The 23,224-nt window shown below is 47.8% G+C and carries 18 protein-coding genes; all 18 read right to left on the minus strand.

Features of this window, described 5'->3' with window-relative positions; translation table 11 throughout:
* Positions 1–58 precede the first annotated feature (58 nt).
* Positions 59–1,249: an acetylornithine transaminase gene (locus C4S74_RS18970; RefSeq protein ID WP_103996860.1), complete on the minus strand. Its 1,191-nt coding sequence runs from the start codon at positions 1,247–1,249 to the stop codon at positions 59–61.
* A gap of 41 nt (positions 1,250–1,290) precedes the next feature.
* A complete protein-coding gene (gene argB / locus C4S74_RS18975; RefSeq protein WP_103996861.1) occupies positions 1,291–2,076 on the minus strand; it encodes an acetylglutamate kinase in 786 nt (261 codons plus the stop codon).
* 45 nt (positions 2,077–2,121) lie between these two features.
* Complete coding sequence (gene argJ / locus C4S74_RS18980) at positions 2,122–3,348, minus strand: bifunctional glutamate N-acetyltransferase/amino-acid acetyltransferase ArgJ (RefSeq protein WP_103996862.1); 1,227 nt, start codon at positions 3,346–3,348, stop codon at positions 2,122–2,124.
* 154 nt (positions 3,349–3,502) lie between these two features.
* Positions 3,503–4,552: an N-acetyl-gamma-glutamyl-phosphate reductase gene (gene argC, locus C4S74_RS18985; protein WP_103996863.1), complete on the minus strand. Its 1,050-nt coding sequence runs from the start codon at positions 4,550–4,552 to the stop codon at positions 3,503–3,505.
* Positions 4,553–4,800: 248 nt separating this feature from the next.
* The gene (locus C4S74_RS18990; RefSeq protein WP_103996864.1) at positions 4,801–5,685 is read right to left on the minus strand and encodes a YitT family protein; all 885 of its coding nucleotides are present in this window, start codon (positions 5,683–5,685) and stop codon (positions 4,801–4,803) included.
* 355 nt (positions 5,686–6,040) lie between these two features.
* A protein-coding gene (gene prfB, locus C4S74_RS18995; RefSeq protein ID WP_103996865.1) for a peptide chain release factor 2 occupies positions 6,041–7,154 on the minus strand; the annotation gives its coding sequence in 2 pieces (ribosomal slippage) (positions 6,041–7,081 and positions 7,083–7,154; 1,113 coding nt in all).
* 194 nt (positions 7,155–7,348) lie between these two features.
* The gene (secA, locus tag C4S74_RS19000) at positions 7,349–9,853 is read right to left on the minus strand and encodes a preprotein translocase subunit SecA (RefSeq protein ID WP_103996866.1); all 2,505 of its coding nucleotides are present in this window, start codon (positions 9,851–9,853) and stop codon (positions 7,349–7,351) included.
* Positions 9,854–10,344: 491 nt separating this feature from the next.
* Positions 10,345–10,893: a ribosome hibernation-promoting factor, HPF/YfiA family gene (gene hpf / locus C4S74_RS19005; RefSeq protein WP_103996867.1), complete on the minus strand. Its 549-nt coding sequence runs from the start codon at positions 10,891–10,893 to the stop codon at positions 10,345–10,347.
* Between the two features lie 196 nt (positions 10,894–11,089).
* Positions 11,090–11,287, minus strand: coding sequence for a cold shock domain-containing protein (locus C4S74_RS19010; RefSeq protein WP_009677088.1), 198 nt, complete (start codon positions 11,285–11,287; stop codon positions 11,090–11,092).
* A 243-nt stretch (positions 11,288–11,530) separates the two neighbouring features.
* The gene (locus C4S74_RS19015; protein WP_103996868.1) at positions 11,531–12,319 is read right to left on the minus strand and encodes an FkbM family methyltransferase; all 789 of its coding nucleotides are present in this window, start codon (positions 12,317–12,319) and stop codon (positions 11,531–11,533) included.
* 25 nt (positions 12,320–12,344) lie between these two features.
* Complete coding sequence (locus tag C4S74_RS19020; RefSeq protein ID WP_103996869.1) at positions 12,345–14,102, minus strand: glycosyltransferase; 1,758 nt, start codon at positions 14,100–14,102, stop codon at positions 12,345–12,347.
* Between the two features lie 36 nt (positions 14,103–14,138).
* Entirely contained in the window at positions 14,139–15,377 is a 1,239-nt protein-coding gene (gene fliB / locus C4S74_RS19025; protein WP_103996870.1) for a flagellin lysine-N-methylase, read from the minus strand.
* 17 nt (positions 15,378–15,394) lie between these two features.
* Positions 15,395–16,483 (minus strand): glycosyltransferase, encoded by a 1,089-nt coding sequence (locus tag C4S74_RS19030; RefSeq protein WP_181024478.1) that lies wholly within the window; start codon positions 16,481–16,483, stop codon positions 15,395–15,397.
* A gap of 63 nt (positions 16,484–16,546) precedes the next feature.
* The gene (locus C4S74_RS19035) at positions 16,547–20,515 is read right to left on the minus strand and encodes an IPT/TIG domain-containing protein (RefSeq protein WP_103996872.1); all 3,969 of its coding nucleotides are present in this window, start codon (positions 20,513–20,515) and stop codon (positions 16,547–16,549) included.
* Positions 20,516–20,533: 18 nt separating this feature from the next.
* Complete coding sequence (locus C4S74_RS19040) at positions 20,534–20,866, minus strand: hypothetical protein (RefSeq protein WP_103996873.1); 333 nt, start codon at positions 20,864–20,866, stop codon at positions 20,534–20,536.
* Positions 20,859–21,251, minus strand: a complete 393-nt coding sequence (fliS, locus tag C4S74_RS19045; protein WP_103996874.1) for a flagellar export chaperone FliS — start codon at positions 21,249–21,251, stop codon at positions 20,859–20,861. Before fliS ends, C4S74_RS19040 begins: the two co-directional genes overlap by 8 nt.
* Positions 21,252–21,296: 45 nt before the next feature.
* Positions 21,297–22,802, minus strand: a complete 1,506-nt coding sequence (fliD, locus tag C4S74_RS19050; protein ID WP_103996875.1) for a flagellar filament capping protein FliD — start codon at positions 22,800–22,802, stop codon at positions 21,297–21,299.
* A 14-nt stretch (positions 22,803–22,816) separates the two neighbouring features.
* Positions 22,817–23,155, minus strand: coding sequence for a flagellar protein FlaG (locus tag C4S74_RS19055; RefSeq protein ID WP_103996876.1), 339 nt, complete (start codon positions 23,153–23,155; stop codon positions 22,817–22,819).
* Positions 23,156–23,224: the final 69 nt, after the last annotated feature.

Here is a 23,224-nt window from a genome sequence, read left to right on the forward strand (position 1 = left end):
GTCCTTTCTTTCCTGCAAAATGTCGGAGCGTCCGCAGGGCTGCGGACGACCTTCTTGTCTATTGTACTAAAGCAGAGGCTTTTCTTGCCAGCACATCGCAAACGACGTCCAGGCCCTTCTGCAAATCTTCTTTCGGAATAACGAGGCTCGGCAGCAGACGCACCACTTGCGGGCCGGCCGATACGACCAGAACACCCGCCTCGTGAATCTCGGCTATCAAATCCGCTGCGGGTTGTTTGCATACGATACCGATCAAAAGCCCTTCGCCGCGTACTTCTTCAACGAGCGGGTTATCCGCAAGCTTTTCGCGAAGCGTCGCAACCGTCCATTCGCCCAGCTCCGCCGCACGCTGAGGAATTTGCTCGCTCAGCATATATTCGACTGTCGCTATAGCCGCTGCGGTCGCGATAGGCGTTCCCCCGAATGTGCTGCCGTGGGAGCCTGCGGAGAAAGCCGGCGCCACTTTGGCGTTGCCCAGCATGGCCCCGATCGGGAAGCCGCTGCCGAGACCTTTGGCCAGCGTAAAGATATCCGGCTCGATGCCGTAGTGCTCATAGGCGAACAGCTTGCCGGTGCGCCCCATACCGGTCTGAATTTCATCGACGATAAGGAGCAGGCCGCGTTCCTTGCAAAGTTCGGCCAGCGCCTTCACGAAAGCGGGATCCGCCGGGATTACGCCGCCTTCGGCTTGAACCATTTCCAGCATAACGGCGCACGTGCGCTCGCTGATCAGCTTTTCGACGGAAGCAAGGTCGTTATAGTCGGCGTAGACAAACCCTTCGGGAAGCGGGTGGAAGCCTTCCTGGACCTTCTCTTGTCCGGTTGCGGTCAGGGTAGCCAGCGTACGGCCGTGGAACGATTGCTGGAACGTGATGATCTCGTAACGGTTCTCGCCCAGCACCTTCTGAAAATAACGGCGTGCAAGCTTGATCGCCGCCTCGTTGGCTTCGGCGCCGGTCGAGCAGAAGAACACGGCATCCGCACAGCTGTTGTCAGTCAGCAGCTTCGCCAGCTTTTCCTGATTCGGGATATGAAACAGATTGGACACGTGCCAAAGCTGGTCGAGCTGCGCCACGAGCTTCTCTTTGACAACCGCCGGGGCATGCCCCAAATTCGTAACGGCAAGACCGGCCATCAGATCAATGTACTCCTTGCCCTGGTCGTCCCACAATCGGCTGCCTTCTCCCTTTACCAGTGTGATCGGAAACCGGGCATATGTCGGAAACAAACTGCTTGCCTGCTGAACCATGTTCTTCACTCCCATCGTTTAATTGTTCAAGATAACTGCCGTTAGCGGATAATCCGGGTCCCGGCCTGCGATCCGTCCAGAACGCTGCTGAGAATGCCGGGGACGGAACCGTCCACGATCACGACTTCCCGCACATCTCCCTGGATGCACTGGATCGCCGCCCGCACTTTGGGGATCATGCCCCCGTAAATATCTCCGCTCTCGATCATCGCTTCGATATCGGCAATGGTGACGGTCGGAAGCACCCGCTTCACACCGTCCTCCACCTTCATAATACCGGGCACATCGGTCACGACGATCAGCCGGTCCGTACCGGTCCGGGATGCGACTGCGCCCGCTGCCGTGTCGGCATTGATGTTGTACCGCTGACTGCCGTCGGCGCCGAGGCCGATCGGAGCAATAACGGGCATATAGCCCATCGCGACCACGCCTTGAATCAGCTCCGCGTTCACATCGGTCACGTCGCCGACAAGTCCTACTTCGGTGGCGTTGGCCACCGGATGGGCCGTGATCAAGCGTCCGTCCACTCCGGACAGTCCCAGAGCCTTGCCTCCCGACAATTGAATGCGTCTGACGATTTCTTTGTTGATCCGTCCGGCCAGCACCATTTCGACGACGTCCAGGACAGCCTCGCTTGTTTTGCGGAGACCGCCCACAAACTCACTCGCGATGCAGAGCTGATTCAGCGTCTCGGATATGGCAGGTCCACCGCCATGCACGATGACGGGCACAATGCCGCGTTCCTGAAGCTGTTTTAAATCGGTGAAAAAAGAATCCGGCAGTGCGGCTAATGTACTCCCGCCGCACTTCATTACAAAACTGTCCATGTCTCCCCTTGCCTCCGTTCGTCTTCCCAAGCGGGTCCTGGCGGCCTAAGTCCGGTATGCCGCATTGATTCGGACATAATCATAGGTCAAATCGCAGCCCCAAGCGGTCGCGCCGCTCTCTCCCATATTTAAGTGCACGTCTATCTGCACGATATCTCCTTTTAGGTAAGCCTCCGCCCGGTCCTCGTCAAACGCGACCGGTCTGGACTGCTTCAGAACGGTGATTCCTCCAAGACTTACATCCACTGTCTCCGTATTCACCGGCTGGCCCGCGCGTCCGACGGCCGCAATAATGCGTCCCCAGTTGGCGTCCGCTCCGAAGCACGCCGTCTTCACAAGGCTGGAGCCTATGACGGTCTTGGCAATCGCACGTGCGGCCTCCTGTGAAACGGCTCCGTGCACGTTGACTTCGATGAGCTTCGTCGCTCCTTCGCCGTCTCTGGCGATCGCTTTCGCCAGATGCTCCGACACGTAGCGGAATGCCGCCGCGAAGTCATCCCAGTCCGCATGGCCGGGCTGAAGCGCATCCCCGCCGGCCAGACCGCTGGCCATCACGACGACCATGTCGTTCGTGCTGGTATCGCCGTCCACCGTAATCATGTTAAAGGTGGAATCGGTCGCTTCGCCAAGCAGCTGCTGCAGGTGCTTGCTCTCAATGTTCGCGTCGGTGGTGACAAAACCGAGCATCGTCGCCATGTTCGGATGAATCATCCCCGAACCTTTGGCCGCTCCGGCGATATGCACCTCGCGCCCGCCGATGTTTACACGCACGCAGACGACTTTCTTCACCAGGTCCGTCGTCAGGATCGCCTGGGAAAAGTCTTCTCCGCCTGCGGCGTGAACCTTCTCCGGCAGCGCTTCTATGCCGGCGAGCACTTTCGTCATCGGCAGCAGTTCGCCGATGACGCCAGTCGAGGTGACGCCGACCAGCTCTTCGGCGATTCCGAGACGGCGTGCCAGGGACTCACGCATGGCACGCGCATCCGCGAGTCCCTGCTCGCCCGTGCACGCGTTGGCGTTGCCGCTGTTGACGAGCATGGCCTGGAGCCTGCCGCCAGCGGCAATGCTTTCCTGCGTCACGCGAAGCGGCGCAGCCTGAAACGCGTTAAGCGTATAAACGGCCGCAACGGCCGCAGGAACGTCGCACACGATCGCCCCGAGATCGTTGCGCTCAGTTTTCTTCAACCCGCAATGCAGGCCGCCTGCGCGGAAGCCTTGAGGTGTAGTCACCGTGCCATCCGGCACGACGGTAAAACGGCCTAGCAGCGTCATGGATGCTCACCTGTCCTTTTTTTCCATTATCCCTGGGATATCTAAGTATCCAGTAAAATCCCAGTCCCGGTAAAATATATTATCGGACCCTCTTCAACTTCATAGAGTCTCTTATCGTTATGCCTGGCAAGCCATCATGAAACGACCGGAACAATTACGGATAAACCGGCGTAACCTGGAGACCCGCAGTTTCATCCCAGCCGAGCATCAGATTCAAATTCTGGATAGCCTGCCCCGCCGCGCCTTTCATCACATTGTCGATAACGGATACGACGGTGACCCGGTTCGTCCGCTCATCCACGGCAAAACCGATATCACAGTAATTCGAGCCCCATACTTCTTTGGTCGCCGGCCACTTGCCTTCTTCGCGTATCCGCACAAAACGGCGTCCTACATAGAAACTGCGGTACATGTCAATGAACTCGCGGGTGTCATGCTTTCCGTTCAACTGCGCATAACAGGTTGCCATAATACCGCGCGTCATCGGCACGAGATGAGTGGAGAACGTAATAATGACTTCACGTCCGGCGGCATCGCTAAGTACCTGCTCGATTTCGGGAATATGCTGATGGCGGTTAAGTTTGTAAGCCGAGAAATTCTCGTTGGCTTCCGCGTAATGAACGCCAAGGCCCAGACCTCTGCCCGCGCCGGAAATACCGGACTTGGCATCCACGATAATTGTGGATGGATCGATCCAGCCCGCTTTTACAGCCGGAACCAGACCAAGAAGAGTAGCCGTCGGGTAACAGCCGGGATTGGAAATAAACTCTTTGCCCGCTACCTGCTCTCCGTAGATCTCGCACAAACCGAAAACCGCTTTATCGAGATCCTCTTGCGATGCTCCTTCGCGTTTATACCACTGGGTATAAATCTCCGGGGTTTTCAGCCGGAAATCTCCGGACAGATCGATCACTTTGAGACCCGCCTCCAGCATTTGCGGAGCCAGCTTGACAGCTACCCCTGCCGGTGTCGCCAGAAATACGACATCCGCTTTGGACGCGATTAGCGGTACATCCACAGCATCCAGCGAATCGTGCATAATGCTGTTCAAATGAGGAAATCCGTCCGAAATGGGCGCGCCTGCGCTTGAAGACGAAATAACCGAAGTGATGGTTACCCGCGGATGTCCGAGCAGCAACCTGATCAGCTCCACTCCCCCGTAACCGGTTGAACCTACAATAGCCGCTCTCACGTGTTCCGTCATTGCTTTATCCCCCAAACGTCCTAAAAATGATATGTATTATTATACAGACATAGGTATAATAATTCAATGACTTTTTTACCTTCCGAGGGTCCTCTCTTCAACAGCAAAAAATGGCGTACAAAAAAACAGCTGCCTATAGAGACAGCCGTTTTTCTGTTTAAGAATACAGGTTCGGATTCCCGTTTATCGGAGAAGTCCGGTCTCCCGCCTTTTCACTTTTATGCAAAATGTTTTGTATATATGCAAAGTTATACCGCCCGTTTGAAACCTTCGCCCAGCACCTCGTTCGCGTTGCTTAAAATAATAAACGCATTCGGATCGATGGACTGTACCAGCGCTTTAAGCTTGCTGACTTCGCTTTGGCTGACGACTACCATAAGCACAAGCCGCGCATCCCCCGTGTATCCCCCGGCTCCGGTAAGCTGGGTCAGTCCCCGGTCGAGATCATGAAGAATGGCTTCGCGAAGCTTCTCGGGGTCATTCGAAATGATATAAGCTACCTTCGAAGTGTTGAGTCCGACTTGGACGATATCGATGGTTTTCGTAGTTACAAAGAGACCGATAAGCGCGTAAAGGGCTTTTTCGGGACCGAAAAAAAGACCCGCCAGCAAAATGACCATTCCGTCAAATACGGCGACCGATACGCCCAGGCTCAGACCGGAATACTTATGTAAAATTTGCGAGGAAATGCTGAAGCCCCCTGTCGATCCGCGGCCGCGGAATACGATCCCGATACCGAGTCCCAGTACCATGCCGCCATAGATCGTCGCAAGCAAAATGTTATGAGTCAAAGTCGGCAGATTGCTCGTCAGCATGACGCAGAGCGGAAGAACGATCGAACCTACGACAGCCTTAAGGCTGTAAGAGCGGTCCAGGAGCCACAAACCGAGCAGGAACAAAGGAATATTCAGCCCCCACTGCGTTAAAGCCGGCTGCCAGCCCAAGGTTTGCTGGATAATGGTCGACAGGCCGGATACTCCTCCGGAAGCAACCTGGTTGGGATTAAGAAAGACATTAAAACTGATGGAAATAATCAAACATCCGATCAGCAGCATCGCATATTCATACGCTTTTTGCTGCGGACTGTTCAGGACAAGACGGGCTTTTCTCCGTTTGCCTTTGGCCATAGCCATGGACTTTCCTCCTATCTGCTGCCGGCCGTTCGCGCCGGTTATCTCTAGTTTTGCCTGATGAAGGTCTATTGTTGTATGAGTAAGGCACTGGAATTATTATGGCATCAAAAGAGTCGTTTGCCTACATCTAATTAACCGGTGGTTAAAAATAAAGAGGCAGCGCTGCAGAACCTTGTTGCAGACTGACTTGAACGGGCCGGACATCCTTCCGGTTTTGAAAAAACTCATGGATTTTACGGGTGTTCACTGGTTTGTCCGCGCCGGTGCTAAAACCTGCTGAGCCGTCCGTCTCATCTTCACCAGTATATAAAAAAATGCGGGGCCGCAGGCACTCGGCCTCCTTCCCCGCACGACACTATTCTTCCTTCTTCTGGATCTGCAGGCGCAGATAGGCATCGATGAACGGATCGAGATCGCCGTCCATTACCGCTCCCACATTGCCTGTCTCTTCCGTAGTCCGGTGATCCTTGACCATGCTGTAGGGATGGAAGACGTAAGAACGGATCTGGCTGCCCCACGCAATGTCGGACTGCTCTCCGCGGATTTCCGCGAGATGCTTCTCCTGCTCCTCGATCTTCTTCTCGTAGAGTTTTGATCTCAAGTGCTTCATGGCCCGTTCCCGGTTCTTGATCTGGGAACGTTCCGTCTGGCACGTCACCACGACGCCCGTCGGCAAGTGCGTAATCCGCACGGCCGAATCCGTCGTGTTGATGTGCTGGCCGCCCGCTCCGCTCGCGCGGTACGTGTCGATCTTCAAATCCTCCGTGCGGATATCGACCTCCACGTCGTCTTCGATCTCCGGGACCACGTCGCACGACACGAAAGACGTGTGGCGCCGGCCCGAAGCGTCGAACGGCGAGATGCGCACGAGACGGTGTACGCCCTTCTCCGCTTTAAGATACCCGTAGGCATTGTGCCCCTTGATGAGGAGCGTAACGCTCTTCACGCCGGCCTCGTCTCCGGGAAGATAGTCGAGCACCTCGACCTTGAAGTCCCGCTTCTCGGCCCATCGACGGTACATCCGCAGCAGCATCTCCGCCCAGTCCTGGGACTCCGTCCCGCCCGCGCCGGGATGCAGCTCGAGAATGGCATTCAGCCGGTCGTACGGCTGATTGAGCAGCAGCTGCAGCTGGAAGTCTTCCAGCTTACGGAGAACGCCTTTCAGGCCGTCGGCCAGTTCGGCCGCCATGTCCTCGTCGTTCTCCTCGTCAGCCAGCTGCGCCATGACTTCCAGGTCTTCATATTCATTATTCAGCCCCTGGAACTGATCAACAACGCTTTTGATGGCGTTGAGTTCGCCGATGATTTTCTGGGCCTTCTCGTTATCGTCCCAGAAATCGGGCGCCGCCATCTTCACTTCATAATCTCCGATCTCTTCGAGCTTATGATCTAAGTCAAAGAGACCCCCTTAATTCCGTTAGTCGCTTTGCAATTTCGCGCAGGTCTTGTTTTACTTCCGGTTCCAGCATACCAACACCTCGGAGTCCTCATATTTGTACTAGCAGTTAGTTGCAGCTTTAAATGAAAAAAATGCGTATCCCGGCTTTTTAGGTTTATCATAACCGGGTTGATGCCAATATATAAGCGAATATGCAAGGTTATGCATGATGTATGCATAACCTTGCATAAGATACAGCTTATCAAATGCCGAGCCCGATGCGAATTACGCTCCGTGGCACTGCTTGTATTTCTTGCCGCTTCCGCAAGGGCAAGGATCGTTGCGCCCGATCTGCTCTTCTTTGACGATCGGCTGCTTGCCTGCGGATTCCACTTTAGGATCCACGGCCTGGCCTTCAGCAACGGCTTGACGCTCCAGGTTGCTTTCCACATGCGCCTTCATGATATAAGTCGCCACTTCTTCCTGGATGCTGTCAACCATTTCGTGGAACATTTCGAAGCCTTCGAACTGGTACTCACGAAGCGGATCCGTACCGCCGTATGCACGAAGGTGAATCCCTTGGCGAAGCTGGTCCATCGCATCGATATGATCCATCCATTTGGAATCGACCGCACGCAGTACGACGACTTTCTCAAACTCGCGCATAAACTCGGCGCCGATTTGTTCTTCGCGCTCGTTGTATTTATCTTTGACTTTCTCATCAATAAATTCAATGATTTCGTTGATCTCTTTACCCCAGATATCTTTGCTGACCAGCGCATCTTCGGAAAGGAAGTTGTTATTCACGTAATCGACAACCGCCTGAAGGTCCCATTCTTCCGGAATTTGAGATTCGCTGCAGTGGGCGTTCACGATACGCTCAATGCTGGAACGAAGCATCGTTTCGACGATCTCGCGGATATTCTCGGACTCAAGCACCTCGCGGCGCTGTTTATAAATAATTTCACGCTGCTGGTTCATAACGTCGTCATATTGGAGGACGACTTTACGCATGTCGAAGTTGTTGCCCTCTACACGCTTCTGAGCGGATTCGATCGCACGCGTGATAAGCTTGCTTTCGATCGGCTGATCTTCTTCCATGCCAAGACGGTCCATCATAGCCATGATGTTCTCTGCGCCGAAGCGCTTCATCAGTTCATCGCCGAGCGACAGATAGAACTGGGAGGAACCCGGATCACCCTGACGGCCCGCACGACCGCGGAGCTGGTTATCGATCCGGCGGCTTTCATGGCGCTCCGTACCGATAATATGCAGTCCGCCGGCTTCATGGACTTGGTCGCCCAGCATAATATCGGTACCGCGGCCCGCCATGTTGGTTGCGATCGTTACGGCGCCGGCTTGTCCCGCGCGGGATACGATTTCCGCCTCTTCGGCGTGGTACTTCGCGTTAAGAACCTTATGCTGAACGCCTTTTTTCTTCAGCATTTCGGACAGCAGCTCCGAATTCTCGATAGATACGGTACCGACCAGTACCGGCTGTTTATTTTTGTGGCGCTCGACGATTTCTTCCACGACCGCTTTGAATTTGCCCAATTCCGTCTTATAAACAACGTCAGGCATATCTTTACGGATCATCGGACGGTTAGTCGGCACAATAATAACATCCAGACCGTAGATCTTCTTGAACTCTTCTTCCTCCGTTTTTGCCGTACCGGTCATACCGGCCAGCTTGCGGTACATACGGAAATAGTTCTGGAAGGTGATTGTTGCCAGCGTCATGCTCTCGTTTTGTACCTGGAGCTGCTCTTTCGCTTCGATCGCCTGGTGCAGGCCCTCGCTGTAACGGCGGCCTGTCATCAGACGGCCCGTAAATTCGTCGACGATCAGAACTTCATCGTCCTGAACGACGTAATCCACGTCGCGGCGCATAATGACGCGTGCTTTCAGAGCCTGGGTAACATGGTGGTTAAGAGTAACGTTCTGATGATCGAACAGGTTCTCGATCCCGAACGCCTTCTCGGCCTTCTCCACGCCCTGCTCCGTCAGAGATACGGAACGGACTTTAATATCAACGGTGTAATCCTTCTCCGCTTCCAGCTTGCTCACAAAACGGTCCGCCGCATAATACAAATCCGTAGATTTGGCAGCTTGTCCCGAAATGATCAGCGGTGTTCTGGCTTCGTCGACCAGAATCGAATCCACTTCGTCGATAACGGCAAAATAAAGCGGACGCTGAACCATCTGCTCTTTATAAAGCACCATATTATCGCGCAAATAATCGAATCCGTATTCATTGTTCGTGCCGTACGTTACGTCGCAAGCGTAGGCCGCCTGCTTCTGCTCATGCGAAAGATCGTGAAGATTGACCCCGACGGTCATCCCCAGGAAATCGTAAATCTGGCCCATTTCGCCGCTGTCACGCTGCGCCAGATAGTCGTTGACGGTAACCACGTGCACGCCTTTGCCCGCCAGCGCATTCAAATAAACGGGAAGCGTACCGACGAGGGTTTTACCTTCACCGGTTCTCATCTCGGCAATCTTGCCTTCGTGGAGAACCATACCGCCGATTAGCTGCACGTCATAGTGACGTTTGCCCAGCACCCGCTTGGAAGCTTCACGCACGACGGCAAATGCTTCCGGCAGCAGGTCATCCAGCTCTTCACCCTTTTCCAGACGCTCGCGGAACTCAACGGTTTTGCCTTTTAATTGATCGTCGGACAGAGCGGAAATTTCCGGCTCCAGCCCATTTATAGCATCGACTGCTTTCCAATATCGCTTGATTTCACGTTCGTTGGAATCACCAAACATTTTTTTGACCAGTCCTAGCATCGGTGAACCCCTTTCCCTTACACTCAGTATCCTTAAATTGTATCAGTTTGCTCGTCAAGCCGCAACAAAACAAGGCTGCAGAGCGGGAACATTTCAGTTTATCAGATGTGCTTCTCTGTAGCAAACCTACTCCTTTACATACGTAAAAGCTCGCGCTTTGTTGCAGTTCTTGTCGGCAAAGTGCCTCAAATGCTATTTTTTCATTTCCAAAGTTGGTGAAATTTTACCGGCCGGCTCGTTGAACAGACAGGAACCTTGAAAATCGGTTTTGCTGCTGATTTCCGAACCGCCGAGCCTTGTCTACTATATAAGGAAGAAACGCGACGGAAGTCTCCACGCGATCACGGCTGCTTCCACCCGATTCTTACATGTTCGGTTTTAAAATAACTGTCTGTAAACATTTAAAAAGCTTGACCCTGTCGGATCAAGCTTTGGTTTCATTTTCAATTGGAAGTTCGTTTGCATTGGCGCAATCAGCAAGGCGGTTGAGGTTAAATAGCCGGTTCGATAAGACCGTACCTACCGTCATCCCTTTTATAAACCACATTCACTTGCTCCGTGTCCATGTTGGAAAAAACGAAGAAATCATGACCAACCATGTTCATCTGCAGAATCGCTTCATCGATATCCATCGGTTTCAGCGTAAACCGCTTCGTGCGGACCAGTTCGTAATCCTCCTCTTCCTCATCCATGGTGAGAACCGGGCTTTCCAGCTTGCTCAACTCGCGTTTGTTGCCTTCCAGACGGATTTTACGATTCATTTTCGTTTTGTGTTTGCGGATTTGGCGTTCCAGCTTGTCGACCACCAGGTCAATTGCCGCATACATGTCTTGATCTTTATTCTCGGCACGGAGCAGGACGCCCTGGAGCGGAATCGTCACTTCCACCGTGTGGATGTTTTTGACTACGCTAAGTGTCACAAATCCTTCCGAGTTGAGGGGGGCTTCAAAGTACTTCTCCAGTCTGCTCAGCTTTTTCTCCACATACTCCCTGAGGGCAGCTGTTATCTCGAGATGATCTCCTCGAACGGTGAATTTCATATAAAACTCCTCCCTTCTGTCTCTATTATACACCAACTATTTTGAATATTCAAAAAATCTTAAAATACGTTCCGTGTCCGTTCTGCGGCTGAATTGTGAACTCCACGCGCATCAAAAAAACACCCCGGACCGGAATCCAGGGTGCTGGTTCAAACATCTTTGCCATGTTTTATGAACCGGCCAAACGGCCGAATAATTACAGCTTGTTTACGTTAGCTGCTTGTGGTCCGCGAGCGCCTTCCACGATGTCAAACTCGACAGCCTGACCTTCTTCTAGTGTTTTGAAACCGTCAGTTTGGATTGCCGAGAAATGTACGAATACGTCTCCGCCGTCCTCGCGCTCGATGAAACCGTAGCCTTTTTCCGCATTGAACCATTTCACTTTACCTTGCATCGGACACATTCCCTTCATCTTCAAATAAATGTAAGCCTTTGCTTACCTTTTGAATATATCACCACGGAAATAATTGTGTCAATCTGATGACAAGATAATCCTAAATATTTTGAAAATTTAGGTATTCACACTTTCGACAGTATAGGCTTTAAGCCCTAGATCCCTTGTCGAAAGCGGGATTTAAGCACTTATTCACAGAGTTATCAACAAAGTTATACACATTGTCCACAGGGTTAATAAGCGCTAATTTGGGAACTCCAACAGAACGAAAGGGTAGAATTCGAACGCCGACAGATCCTTTAACGTCGTTTGAACGACTTCTCCTTCTTTATCCAGAAGAGTGAGACGAGCCCCCCGCTTTGCGATCAGATCGCCGATCAACTCAAGGAACGGACCTTCATCCACTCCCAGCATCGCCTTGTTCCATTCGAAAGTAATCTTCTTAATCTTGCGGTTTTGAATTAATTTTTCCATTCCCAGAAAAGCATGATACTCTCCACCCTCGATATCGATCTTAACCAGATCAATCGTATCCAACTCTTGCAGTTCATTATCTAAAGAAACAGCTTCGACGTCCCGGATCGTATAGTTATCGATCAGATTGTCGTCCTTAGGTTTTTCCTTCCATGAAGAATATCCATGAAATCTTTCCGAGCTCCGGAATTGAAGCGTCTTATTTTCCGAATAAACCGCTTTGTTTAGAACGGTCACGTTCTCCGTCAGCCAGTTCATAGCAAGGTTATCCTTTAGGACAGCAGCCGTGTCGGGGTCCGCTTCATATCCTATAACTTTTCCCGTATTTCCGACTACTTTGGCGGCCAGTACCGTAAAATAACCGATATTGGCTCCCACGTCCACGACCGTATATCCGGGTTTCAGCTGGGTAAGAAAATATTTCGTTAACGGAACTTCAAACATTCCGGTCGTTACCAGTGTCGGCATTAGACTCAAATCAGTGGACGGTACCGTGATTACGGCGTTATACGCTAACTTCACCATCATTTTATTGTTCCCTATATAGGTTCCGTGCATGATTATCCGCTCTCCCTTTATCTGTTCACTGTTGTAAATTTTTTAATAATGCGGAGCTGTTCAGGAAAAACTCGGGGTAATGAGCCGCGTCTCCCACTAATTTAGCTAATCCTATTACCGGGCCTGCCTCGCTCCCTTTACCGAGCAAAGTAAGCACAAGAGCATATAAATAATATAAATCTGTATAATCCGGGTGCTTAGGAAGAGTCCTATTTAAAATCTGGAGAGCATCATCGTCTCTCTCGAGTTCAATCAAACATAATATAAGCCATTTTGTATAAATGCCTTGCTGGTCTGGCGAAGCATGGTTTGTATTTATCAAGCGCTGCCACAGGCGATAAGCTTCTTCCGGCATTCCTTGTGCAAGCACCCCGATAGCAGTATCGTGATCGGATTCGGGCGATATTGCACTCCGGGCTAAGATATACGCTCTGTCTACGGACATTCGGTTTCCCGGCTGCTTTCTTACAGCCGCCGTCTCCCATCTGCCGAATGAATGATTCTCAATGAGAGAATATACGGAGACAAGCTCGATTTTATCTTTGCTGCTATGCAGCAGCCTTTTTATGAATCTTCCGAATTCCTCTTCATTCACGAAGTCTTTCTCCTGGATCAAGATGTCCCATTCATCCAAAGAATTCACCGGTACAGGATCGCAGCCGGCCGATTCCTTATAATAGTTCTCTATTTGCGGCAGAACCGCATTCCAGGAGAAACGGGCCGCCGTTTCCAGACCTTTTACAATCTGCTTTTCTCTCAGCAAAGGATTTTCAAGCAAATAAGTCAATTGTTTGGATAAGCTCTCCGGATCACCGATTTCCGCCAGCAAAATATTAGATCCCTCTGCCGCATATTCCAGAACACCCCGATTACGGGTACTGACAACCGGGCAGCCGCTAGCCATGGCTTCTATCACGGGCAGTGAAAAAGACTCATAATGGGATCCGGAGACAAACACGGACGCTCCCCGGTACAGCTCGGCAATTTCTTGCTGAGTCGGATTCACATGCACTTCGGTAATCCATGCTTTATCTTTAATAGAAAATTGAGGCTCGACCGGTGTAATCCATATTAAATCGTAATGTTCCTTGATTGCTGCTGATTTCAGATAGGCCTCCCAAACATCGTGAATGCCTTTAAAAGCTATTTGCTCGTTTCCCATCATTAATAGGTAGGGGCGCTTTCGGTCAGGAACACTGCCTTCAGGGTTAAAGGTATGAGAATCAATCCCGTTATGAATAACAGTAGAATCACAATGATACAAATCCCGAAGCAGGTTATGGGCCTGGTTTGAAACGGTTAATATGCGATCCGCATAATTCAACTGTTTTTGTATAAATAAGGACTGTTCTTCTTCCAGCTTCTCCGGTTCAAATAAATGCTTATCCCCCTGCTCGAAATAAACAACCGGTGCGATCCCCGTCTGTACACATTCGAAAATGTGGTCGTAGTAGGTGGCCACAATTAGATCGCAGAGCGGAATCCCCTGCCCCAAATCCAAAGCGTAGGGTAACTGAATATATTCTGCCTGCAGCGGAAACCATTCAGGAAAAGGATGCCTGGATATAATGGTTATACGGAAGCCCTTTTCCATTAGTCGATTGGCTTGCTCAAAAACTATTTTAACGCCGCCCCAAATACCGACCTGATTCATAACGAAAACGATATGGAGCCGGTGCTTCGGACTCATTTGCTTAGCTTGCAGAGGTCGTTTGGGACAAGTCTCCGCTTTTACATCTTGCATTCGTTTGTATTGAAGATCGGAGCGCAGCTTTTGCAGCATGATTTATTCTCCTTTGAAGCGTTACAGCTGTTGTTCTCAGTCTTTTACTAATAACGAGATGTGCGCCAACGTGTAGTAGTTGTTTCTTTTTAACTCTTCAACAATAGATTGGAGATAAACGCTGGTGTGCTCGATAGCTTTAGCGAAAGATTGCACGGTTCTGACAAGGATCTCATCATTTAAAACTTTGTGCTTGCCCGCTACACCCACCAAATGAATTTTCAGCATTCCATACATCACCGCTAAGAGGGCGTATTCATCAAAGAGAGAATTGTTTTTTACGGATAAGTTAGGAAACAAGGAATTAAACAAAAAGTTAACCAAGTAATTTTCTAAAACATATTCTTTTTCTTTCATATAGGGAGAATAATAAGCTTTAAAGTTTTCTTCGTAATTCACACGAAACTCATCTAATTTAAAGTCTGCTTCGGCAAGTTGTAAACCCTCTAACATATCTGTAAATGTCACGTGGTATCTATCCATGGTAGCCCCATAAGCCAGTCTGGATTTTATAAGTTCAAACAAAGCCTGTAATTGCAAGTCCAAGTTTACACGTAGCTTTGAAATGGATTCCAAATACTCGGCACTCATGAGTTTTGAACGAAACGATTCAATAATGTCCGTTGCTCCCAAACCAAGACCTTGATCGATATCCTTTTGCAAAGCGTCTATAAATAACCCGAGCATAACCAGTCGGTCACCCAACGGAATTGCACGTGTTTGAATCATTTCGATAGCGAGCATTCTTATCGGCCAAAAATGTTGAGTGTAATCGGCAGCTCCTTCATTTCCATGGTGTTTGATGACTGGCCAATTGGGTTGAATTTCATATTCGGTTTCATCAAAATCAATACCATTGGGCTCAAGCAGGACCAATCGTGCGATTTCGGGACAGGATACTCTTCCGGAGAATTCAAACGTATCGTTGTATTTATTCAGATTTCTAGGATACATGCGGCAAGTAGTAGATAGAGCGTCTTCACCCATCTTCAATTGAACCGAGCACCATTTTTCCTCGGTAAGCATAGGACAGTGTTTGTCTTGACCCATGACAATGCTGGCATAGTATCTATCGCTTTTAGTTGCGCTATTTTTATTTCTCTTTATAACATTACTTAGTTTAGTTTTCAGCTCGGGGTCGCTTGCCTTTTGATATTTTTTATACGTCTGTTTATCGATGGATACTGTCCATCCCGCACAGCATGTATCTTCACAATCTCCGCCTAGGCATTGAAACTTTTTCATATATTCGGGTATTAACGTGTTCTGTTTCATTGTCTATCCTCTTTTCTTTACGTTCTAAGTTGAGTGATCCGCTCTACTGCAGGTTTAAAATCAGCCTCGGCACTATGTTTATATGCAATCAAGGCTCTATCTATCTGACCCGTCAATTCATAATACAACCCTAAATTATAATAAGCTTTGAATGAACCGACTCCTGCAACCGTTTCATATTTTTGGGGATCAGGTTCCCCTAATTCAATGCAGCCGAGAAATATATCCGGAATTAAATGAACATGTTCAGCTGACTTCAATTCGACAAGTGTACATCCGTAAAGAAAGTATAAATCCGTATAATCCGGAAATAATTGAAGACCGATTTGTAAAAGTTCAAATAACTCACTAAATTTTTTTGTTCTTAGCAAAGCCCATCCGTAAGCTTGAATGAGCGCACTGTAGTACGCATGATCCGTATTTGAAAATTTATAGGCTAGACTCAAGTGATGCGCGGCCTTCACATAGTCTCCCGACGCTGAATACGTCCGGCCTATCTGAAAATGTATATAGGAATTTTTGTTGTTCTTTTCCAACTCCTTAAACAACAAAGTTAAATTGCGTTCGTATTTATTGTTGGCGATGATTTGAGAGGATAAATACCCCGTGTGTCGTAACACAATATCCGATTGAATAAATTTCAGTGCTTTAGTTGAACATTCTATTTGTTCATGCACTACACCTTTAAAAAATAATCCACTGTCTTTATTAAATATTCTCGAGATATTTGCACTCGAAATTCCATCATCCGTCTCATTGATAATGCTAATTTTGGCCACTAAACTTTCGTCGGTAAGCAGTCGTTTGCCAACCTCGCTAAACGCTCTCTCCTGCTTGGGGGCAGCCATTTCATCTGCGTCTATCATGAAAACAATGGGTCTGGTCGCTAACTGAATTAATTCGTTTCTGACTCTCGAAAAATCATTTTGCCAGACCGTTCGATAAACAGCAGCACCTTTTGACATAGCGATATCGGCAGTTGCGTCTTCTGAACCCGTATCGAGCACAATGATTTCTTCTACATAAGGACGTATAGAATCCACGCAATTCCCAATCGTATCCTGTTCATTTTTAGTCATAATACACGCCGATATAGGTTGTTTCATGGAATTACCCCTCATCAAATTGTTATGAAAAAAGGGTGCCTGCAAGAGGCACCCTCTTAAACCTTACCGGTAAGTGAATCCACCAACAAGCGTAACCGTTTGTCCGTCCGGATTGATTACTTTAATATCTACAGGTCCCGTTTTAGACGTTATAGGAATCCTAAACCGAAGTTGCGTGCTGCTCAAAAATGAAGTTGCAATCGGAGTCGCCCCATCTACGGAAACTTTAGCTCCATCCATAAAATTAGAACCATTAATATAAACCAATTCTCCACTCGAATTCAAAGCATTATTCGGTGTAAGATTCGAAATAACAGGGGCCGGTTTCATAGGAGGAGCATCATAGGTAAATCCGTTTGCCAATATAACAAACTGGCCGTCCGGATTAATCACTTTAACATCCACCGGTCCTGTTTTGGAAGATGCAGGTATTCTAAACCTAAGCTGATTGCTTCCAAAGAACGACGTGACGATTGGCGTTCCGCCATCAACAGAAACCTTGGCTCCCTCAATAAAATTAGAACCATTCACATATACCAAGTCACCGCCTGTTTGAAGAGAGTGATTTGGCGATAACGTTGAGATGGTCGGTGCGGGCTTCAAAGGAATCGGATCAAATGTAAAGCTGTTGGCTACTGTCGTGATTTGACCGTCAGGATTAACAGCCTTAACGGAAACAGTCTCCGCTTTACTCCAAATAGGTGCCCTTACACGAAGCTGCTTATCGCTGAGGAAGGAAACGCTGGCTTCTTTCTCACCAAAGTAAACCTTCGTGGCCGGATCAAAATTTGCTCCGTCGATGACTACAAAACCACCTAAATCCAACTGCATATGATTAGGTGTCAAATTGGTTATAACAGCAGGAGCTACGGGAATATACTCGAACCCGGCTACAGCTACGGCTACCTGCCCATCGGCATTAGAAACCGAGACATCAACTTTTTCTGCTTTTGTCCAGACTGGGATTCTCACACGCAATTGTTTATCGGAAAGAAATGAAGTGGTGATTACTTTATCTCCGAATTTAACACTTGACTGTGCGTTGAAGTTTTCCCCATTGATTACAACAAGAATACCTCCGGTAATCGGAGCTTGCGCCGGGCTTATACTAGTAATTACAGGGGCCGGGCCAAGAACAGGGGCCGTGTAAGTAAAAGTACTTGTTGCTTGAAGGCCATCGGGATTTGTAACCTTTATTTCTACCGCACCTTCTTTGTCTCCCAGAGGGGCCCTCACACGCAGTTGGGTATCACTCAAGAAGGAAGTTGTCAGTTCCTTGCCGCCGAAAGTAACTTTGGCGCCGGATTTAAAGTACTTTCCATTGATGGTTACAAAATAGTCTCCTTTTACTTCACCCGAATCTGGTGTTAAAGAGGAAATTTCAGGGGCCGGGTCTGCCGGCGGGTTCGTAAACTTCAAAGCTCCATCCAACAGCACAAACTGGTTGTCTGGATTGATTACTTTTACCGTAACGGTTTCTTCCTTACCCCACACAGGGGCTCTAAAGCGAAGTTGTTTAGTGCTTATAAACGATGTGGTTTGCTTGCTGTCATTTAACCAAACTACAGCACCCTCTTGGAAGTTATCTCCGTTAACATAAATGAATTCTCCACCCGTTCTTACTGTTTGAGATGGGGTTACACCCGAAATAGTCGGAGCCGGCAGAGGTGCTGGTGCCCGATATTCGTAAGCTTCTTTAAGAATGCTCTCGCGGTTATAAGTATCTGTTACTTTAACATCGACTTTTCCCGCAACAGCCGTTTTTGGTGCTTTGAATGTGAGAGTATCGCTGGAGAGCAAAGTATAAAGTACTTTAGTATCCGCTACATATAAACTCAGCTCACTGCTCAGATTAGTTCCTTTAACCGTAATTACATTTCCTCCGTCCAGCGGTCCACTTACGGGAGAAAGCGAGACCAACTCGGCAGCTTTCGGAAACTTGTACGAGAAACTTTTACTCAAAACAGCAGATTGACCGTCCGGGTTTTTAACCGTAATATCTACTGTTTCTTCTTGGTTCCATTTTGGAGATCTGACTCTCAAATGCTTAGAATCTACAAAGCTGCTTGCCATCTCTTTATCTTTAAAAATAATTTTGGCATCCGGTAAGAAATCCGTCCCTGTGATGGTAACTAAATCCCCTCCAGTTACTAAACCGGAATTCGGACTAATACTTTCGATTACCGGAGCCGGGTTCAGGTACTTAAACGCTTGGTCTAGGGAGCCCTCCAACTTATCCGGATTGATAACAGTAACCTTCACACTTTCAGCTCTAGGCCAAGCCGGTGTCGTTATTTTTAATTCCGTCGATGAAACAAATTCAGCTGGTACTGCAGTAGTGTTGAATTTAACAACTGCGCCCGATTTGAAGTGGCTTCCCTTAATGGTAACAAGGTCGCCGCCTTTGCTGGATCCTTGGTTAGGCGCTACTTCTGTTACACTAGGGCCAACCAGGTATTCATACGCATTTTTTGCCGTAACACTAGTGTTGTCTGAGTTTACAATCTCAATATCCACAAACCCTTCAACATCGCCAGCCGGCACTGTTGCAGTAATTTGAGTGCTTGTGGAACTTTTGATGATAGCTTCATGTTGGCCGAATTTCACCTTTGGGTTAGCTAAAAAATATTTGCCCGCAATGACAACATCGTTTCCGCCTGCCAGGACCCCGTTATTCGGGGTTACAGACAGAAATTCCGGCACCGCATAGTAATTATAAGGCGCGCTGGCGGACTGTCCGTCATTGTTAGTGACTTTTAAGTCAACCGAACCTTGATTTCCCGCAGGCGCAACAACCGTTAACTTAGTGGAATCGATGAAATTTACAGAAACCGCTTCTTTGCTTCCAAATGTAACCGATGGATTTGCACGGAAGTTCTTACCATCGATGGTAATGGTTTCGCCGCCATTAATAGAACCTTTATCAGGTGTTAGGAGCGTGATTACTGGAGCCGGATAAGAAACCTTAATAAGAGGATTAACGACCTTGGTTGCACTAGGTACGCCAAGATAATCCTTAAAGGTTACATCGATATCCTGACTTCCTACGGATAAATCCCCGATTCTTTGTCCAGATTTATGTCGGATTTTATAATTGAACGTCAATGTTTCTTTTTTCAACTCATTAAACTTCCAGGTAAGCGTATTCCCACTTACAGTCGGTTGAGGAATATTGTCCTTATAAGAACCTGGAACGATTTCGAATTCCGGAGCAACGGAATCTTTGACTGTCACATCATACGCGCTGGCCACACCAATCTCACTTACGATGGCTTGATAAATTTCTGCCAAGCCTACGGAACCAAGCACAAAGTGGTGATGTTGGGCTGTAGTTGCCATATCTTTCATTAATAGATTTGGTGCGCTTGTATCAGGATTTTCCGTCTTCTTTAATAGTGCGATTGTATAGAAGACTGTGCCTTCGCTCTTAGCGGCGTTAGCCTGCTCTAGGGCTACTTTACGCGCATTGTCTACGGGAGCCGGCTCTGTGGCCTCTCCATCCGTTAATAGCAGTATAACCGGTTGGGCATCGGTTCTATGGGTAGCCAGGAGCTCTCGCGCCTTTTTTATTGCTGCCATTGTTCCTGTACCACCGGATGCGTTTATACCCGTAATGTAATTTTTAATATCCGCCGGGTTAGAAGAAAGATCTTTAAACTTAACATCACTTGCGAAATCAACAACTCCTACGCGGTGTTTGCTGAAGTCGATTAGATCAACGAAGCCTTTGGCTGCATTTTTAGCATTCGTCATTTTATCTTCGCCGTTATTATTTTGAGGAAGCATACTGCCTGATCTGTCAATGATCAATATGATATCATTTGGTTTAACGAAATTGACGCCGTCTGATCCTTGCACATTTACAGTTACATCTGCTTCTCCGCCTTCTAATATGGAAGTTGGATTTACTTGCTTAGTTACTCTTACAATTTCATCGGCCGCTTCAGCCGAAGCAAAAGTAACCGGGAAAACCGATAGAAGCAGTACGATAGATAAAATTAATCTGATGGATTTTACAACGGTATTCTTCACGGGCAAGCCTCCTTCGATTTAGTTCCTGATATCCACAAAAAAAGCATCATTAGTATAAGATGCTTTTGTACTATAGGCATTAGAAACATTTTTCTTCATTTCCATTGTGTTTATTTGATTTTTTATTTCTTTTTGTTCCTGCTGTATGACAGCAACAACTTTTTTGTGCATGTTCTGAATTTGTTCTAACGTAAGCATATCTGCAGTAGTAAAGCTTTTCTTCTCAGAGAGATCAAGATACAATTGGTCAATTTGTCCCTCTATTTGCTCATAACGCTCGAAGCTTGGAGATTCAAGCAGAAATTTATATAACCCGGCGAGCTCCTCTAATAATAAATTACTGCTACGCATTTTCGCGGTACCCGCCGGTTTTTAATGAAGCCAGTGCCTGCTTCCAAGTTTCGGCCATTCCTCTTGCAAACTCAAGGACGTCCTCCAGGATGTTCTCGTCTTTCTTGATAATAAAATTGGCGATATGCTGGTCGTAGAACAAATAAAGCTTTTGCAAATCTCTAGATATATCGTATTTCATATCTAAAGTAACGATTAATTCACTAAGAATACTTTTGACTTTGTAGAGCGGCTGGTTCATTTCCTCATACTGATTCTGAGAATACAGCTGCTTAGCTTGGAGCAACAATTTGACCATTTCCTGATATAACAGCAATGTCAATTCTCCCGGGCTTGCCGTCTCTACACGAACCTTCAAATATTGCTGCTGTTTTGCATTCTGCATTGTAACCCTCTCTCAATCAGTTGTAGTTTAATGTCAACCGTCTACTTAACGGTTTAATTGAGACGCTATCCAGGAACCTTGGCTGTTCAATTTCTGCAAAGCTTGTTCCATAGCTGAAAATTTTTTATAATAGCGGTCTTCAATATCTCTTAATTTACGCTGGAGATCCGTTTCTCTTGTTCCCATTTCCTTTAACTGCTTGCCGAGAACACTGTCATCCAAAGATTCGTTGGAACCTAAACCAATCTTCTTAGTAAACTTCGTCAACTGGGAAGTCATTACCTCGTATAAACGATCACCAATTCCCTGTTCACTTTTTCGCTTCTTGATATTTTCCGGTGTGTCGCTCGGTGTAGTGGAGGTCTTGGTGAAAAGTTGGACAACCTCGTTAAACCGGGTGTTCAAAGCGTCATTTAACTTAGCTTCGTCGACTTGAAGCTTTCCGTTTTCCCGGAAATCATTTTTGACTGTAATTCCGATTTGCGAAAGAAGCCTAAGCTGACTTTTAGGATCCGCGGGTTCGGTAATTCCTTCAAGAGGCATGTTTAAAGCGGAACGCAATGTCATTAACGTGTCTTTTAACAGGCCGTCGTTATAGAGATCGCCCTGACGCGCTTTCTTCTCCCACAAAGCAATCTGAGCTTCCGTCATACCCTCTTTTTCCTCAGTGGTTAAAGGTTGATAGTCACGGTTCTTCTTGGCTGTAGTCGCTTCCGTATACTGATCGATAAGTTCGTTGTACTGTTTGACGAAACCTTTGATTTTATCGGCTACAGCCGTATGGTCCGCCACTGCTCCGATAGTCGCTTCGCCTTGGCTTCTTAAAGAAACCTGTACACCGTTGATAATAACGTCATTTGTCTTGGCCGTAATATCCTTACCATTCACATTATATTTGGCGTCTTGTCCTTGTGAGGTTAGAGGAATGTTTCCGAATAAGTTTGTAAAGGTTCCATTCCCGTCATCCGTTACCTTAACCGTTGACTGAGCACCAGTAGATGTAGAATTTAAATATAATACACCGCTGGAACGGTCGAAGCTAGCCTTCACGCCCGTTTTTGCCGCACTTCCGTTAATTTGCTTGACTAAAGACTCTATCGTTGAATCCGCACTTACTGTAATTTGTACAGATTTACTAGGGTCCGTTCCCTCGATAGTAAAACTTCCGCTTACATTCAACTGCTCTGTCGGCAACTTAGTTACCTTATCGCTTATGATAGAAGCAGAATTAGCCAATTGCGTAATTTTAACGTTGCTTATACCTGGATTAGTACCGCTTGATGTTACTTCCAGAACGGTAGGATTGGAAGAATTAGACTTTACCGCTTCGAACTTGTTCTCAAAGCGCAAATCATCAATTGTTTTACGAATGGACAAAAGCGATGTGTTCATAGTCCGGTAATCTTCTCTTTGCCACAAGACCAGCTGCTTTTTTCTCAGCAAATTATTTAATGGTACCTTTTCGGTGTCCATCAATTTTTTGATAAGACCATCTGTATCCAATTGTCCGCTAAAGCCCGTCAGCCTTGTAGGTCCGCTTATACCAGCCATCTTACATCTCCCTTCTAGATTTTTTTGTCAAGAAATACACCTACGTTCACACACATGTTATACATAAGATCCAGCATTCTCTCAGACGGTATTTCTCTAATTACTTCATCCGTATCGTTATTGACGACCACTACCATAATGGTGTTTGTCTTCTCATGAACTTTTACTTTAATATGTGTATCCGTTTCATGAAGTGCCTTGTTAACACGATCCACAAGTTGCTGAATGTTTTGAGGATCCGCATTTACTGATGGAGTAAGATTTTCATTAGCCGCGTCGGAAAGTAAAGTATCCGAAATTGTATTAAACAATGGTGTTGAAGACGTAGATGCTGTTCCGGGATTGATCTTCATCCTTTAGAATCTCCCATCACCTGTCGATATGTCAAAAAAGCCGACCGGAATTCCGGCCGGCTTCTCTCA

The sequence above is a fragment of the Paenibacillus sp. UNC499MF genome (assembly GCF_900107975.1).
Lineage (GTDB): Bacteria > Bacillota > Bacilli > Paenibacillales > NBRC-103111 > Paenibacillus_F.

What these genes read in the sequence shown, in the direction of transcription:
- C4S74_RS19020 (WP_103996869.1), bottom strand. Translation starts at nt 14,102, where the DNA reads ATGCTGCAAAAGCTGCGCTCCGATCTTCAATACAAACGAATGCAAGAT.
- C4S74_RS19055 (WP_103996876.1), bottom strand. Translation starts at nt 23,155, where the DNA reads ATGAAGATCAATCCCGGAACAGCATCTACGTCTTCAACACCATTGTTT.
- C4S74_RS18970 (WP_103996860.1), bottom strand. Translation starts at nt 1,249, where the DNA reads ATGGTTCAGCAGGCAAGCAGTTTGTTTCCGACATATGCCCGGTTTCCG.
- hpf (WP_103996867.1), bottom strand. Translation starts at nt 10,893, where the DNA reads ATGAAATTCACCGTTCGAGGAGATCATCTCGAGATAACAGCTGCCCTC.
- fliS (WP_103996874.1), bottom strand. Translation starts at nt 21,251, where the DNA reads ATGCAGAATGCAAAACAGCAGCAATATTTGAAGGTTCGTGTAGAGACG.
- C4S74_RS19040 (WP_103996873.1), bottom strand. Translation starts at nt 20,866, where the DNA reads ATGCGTAGCAGTAATTTATTATTAGAGGAGCTCGCCGGGTTATATAAA.
- fliD (WP_103996875.1), bottom strand. Translation starts at nt 22,802, where the DNA reads ATGGCTGGTATAAGCGGACCTACAAGGCTGACGGGCTTTAGCGGACAA.
- argC (WP_103996863.1), bottom strand. Translation starts at nt 4,552, where the DNA reads ATGACGGAACACGTGAGAGCGGCTATTGTAGGTTCAACCGGTTACGGG.
- argB (WP_103996861.1), bottom strand. Translation starts at nt 2,076, where the DNA reads ATGGACAGTTTTGTAATGAAGTGCGGCGGGAGTACATTAGCCGCACTG.
- C4S74_RS19030 (WP_181024478.1), bottom strand. Translation starts at nt 16,483, where the DNA reads ATGAAACAACCTATATCGGCGTGTATTATGACTAAAAATGAACAGGAT.
- fliB (WP_103996870.1), bottom strand. Translation starts at nt 15,377, where the DNA reads ATGAAACAGAACACGTTAATACCCGAATATATGAAAAAGTTTCAATGC.
- C4S74_RS19010 (WP_009677088.1), bottom strand. Translation starts at nt 11,287, where the DNA reads ATGCAAGGTAAAGTGAAATGGTTCAATGCGGAAAAAGGCTACGGTTTC.
- C4S74_RS19015 (WP_103996868.1), bottom strand. Translation starts at nt 12,319, where the DNA reads ATGCACGGAACCTATATAGGGAACAATAAAATGATGGTGAAGTTAGCG.
- argJ (WP_103996862.1), bottom strand. Translation starts at nt 3,348, where the DNA reads ATGACGCTGCTAGGCCGTTTTACCGTCGTGCCGGATGGCACGGTGACT.
- C4S74_RS18990 (WP_103996864.1), bottom strand. Translation starts at nt 5,685, where the DNA reads ATGGCTATGGCCAAAGGCAAACGGAGAAAAGCCCGTCTTGTCCTGAAC.
- secA (WP_103996866.1), bottom strand. Translation starts at nt 9,853, where the DNA reads ATGCTAGGACTGGTCAAAAAAATGTTTGGTGATTCCAACGAACGTGAA.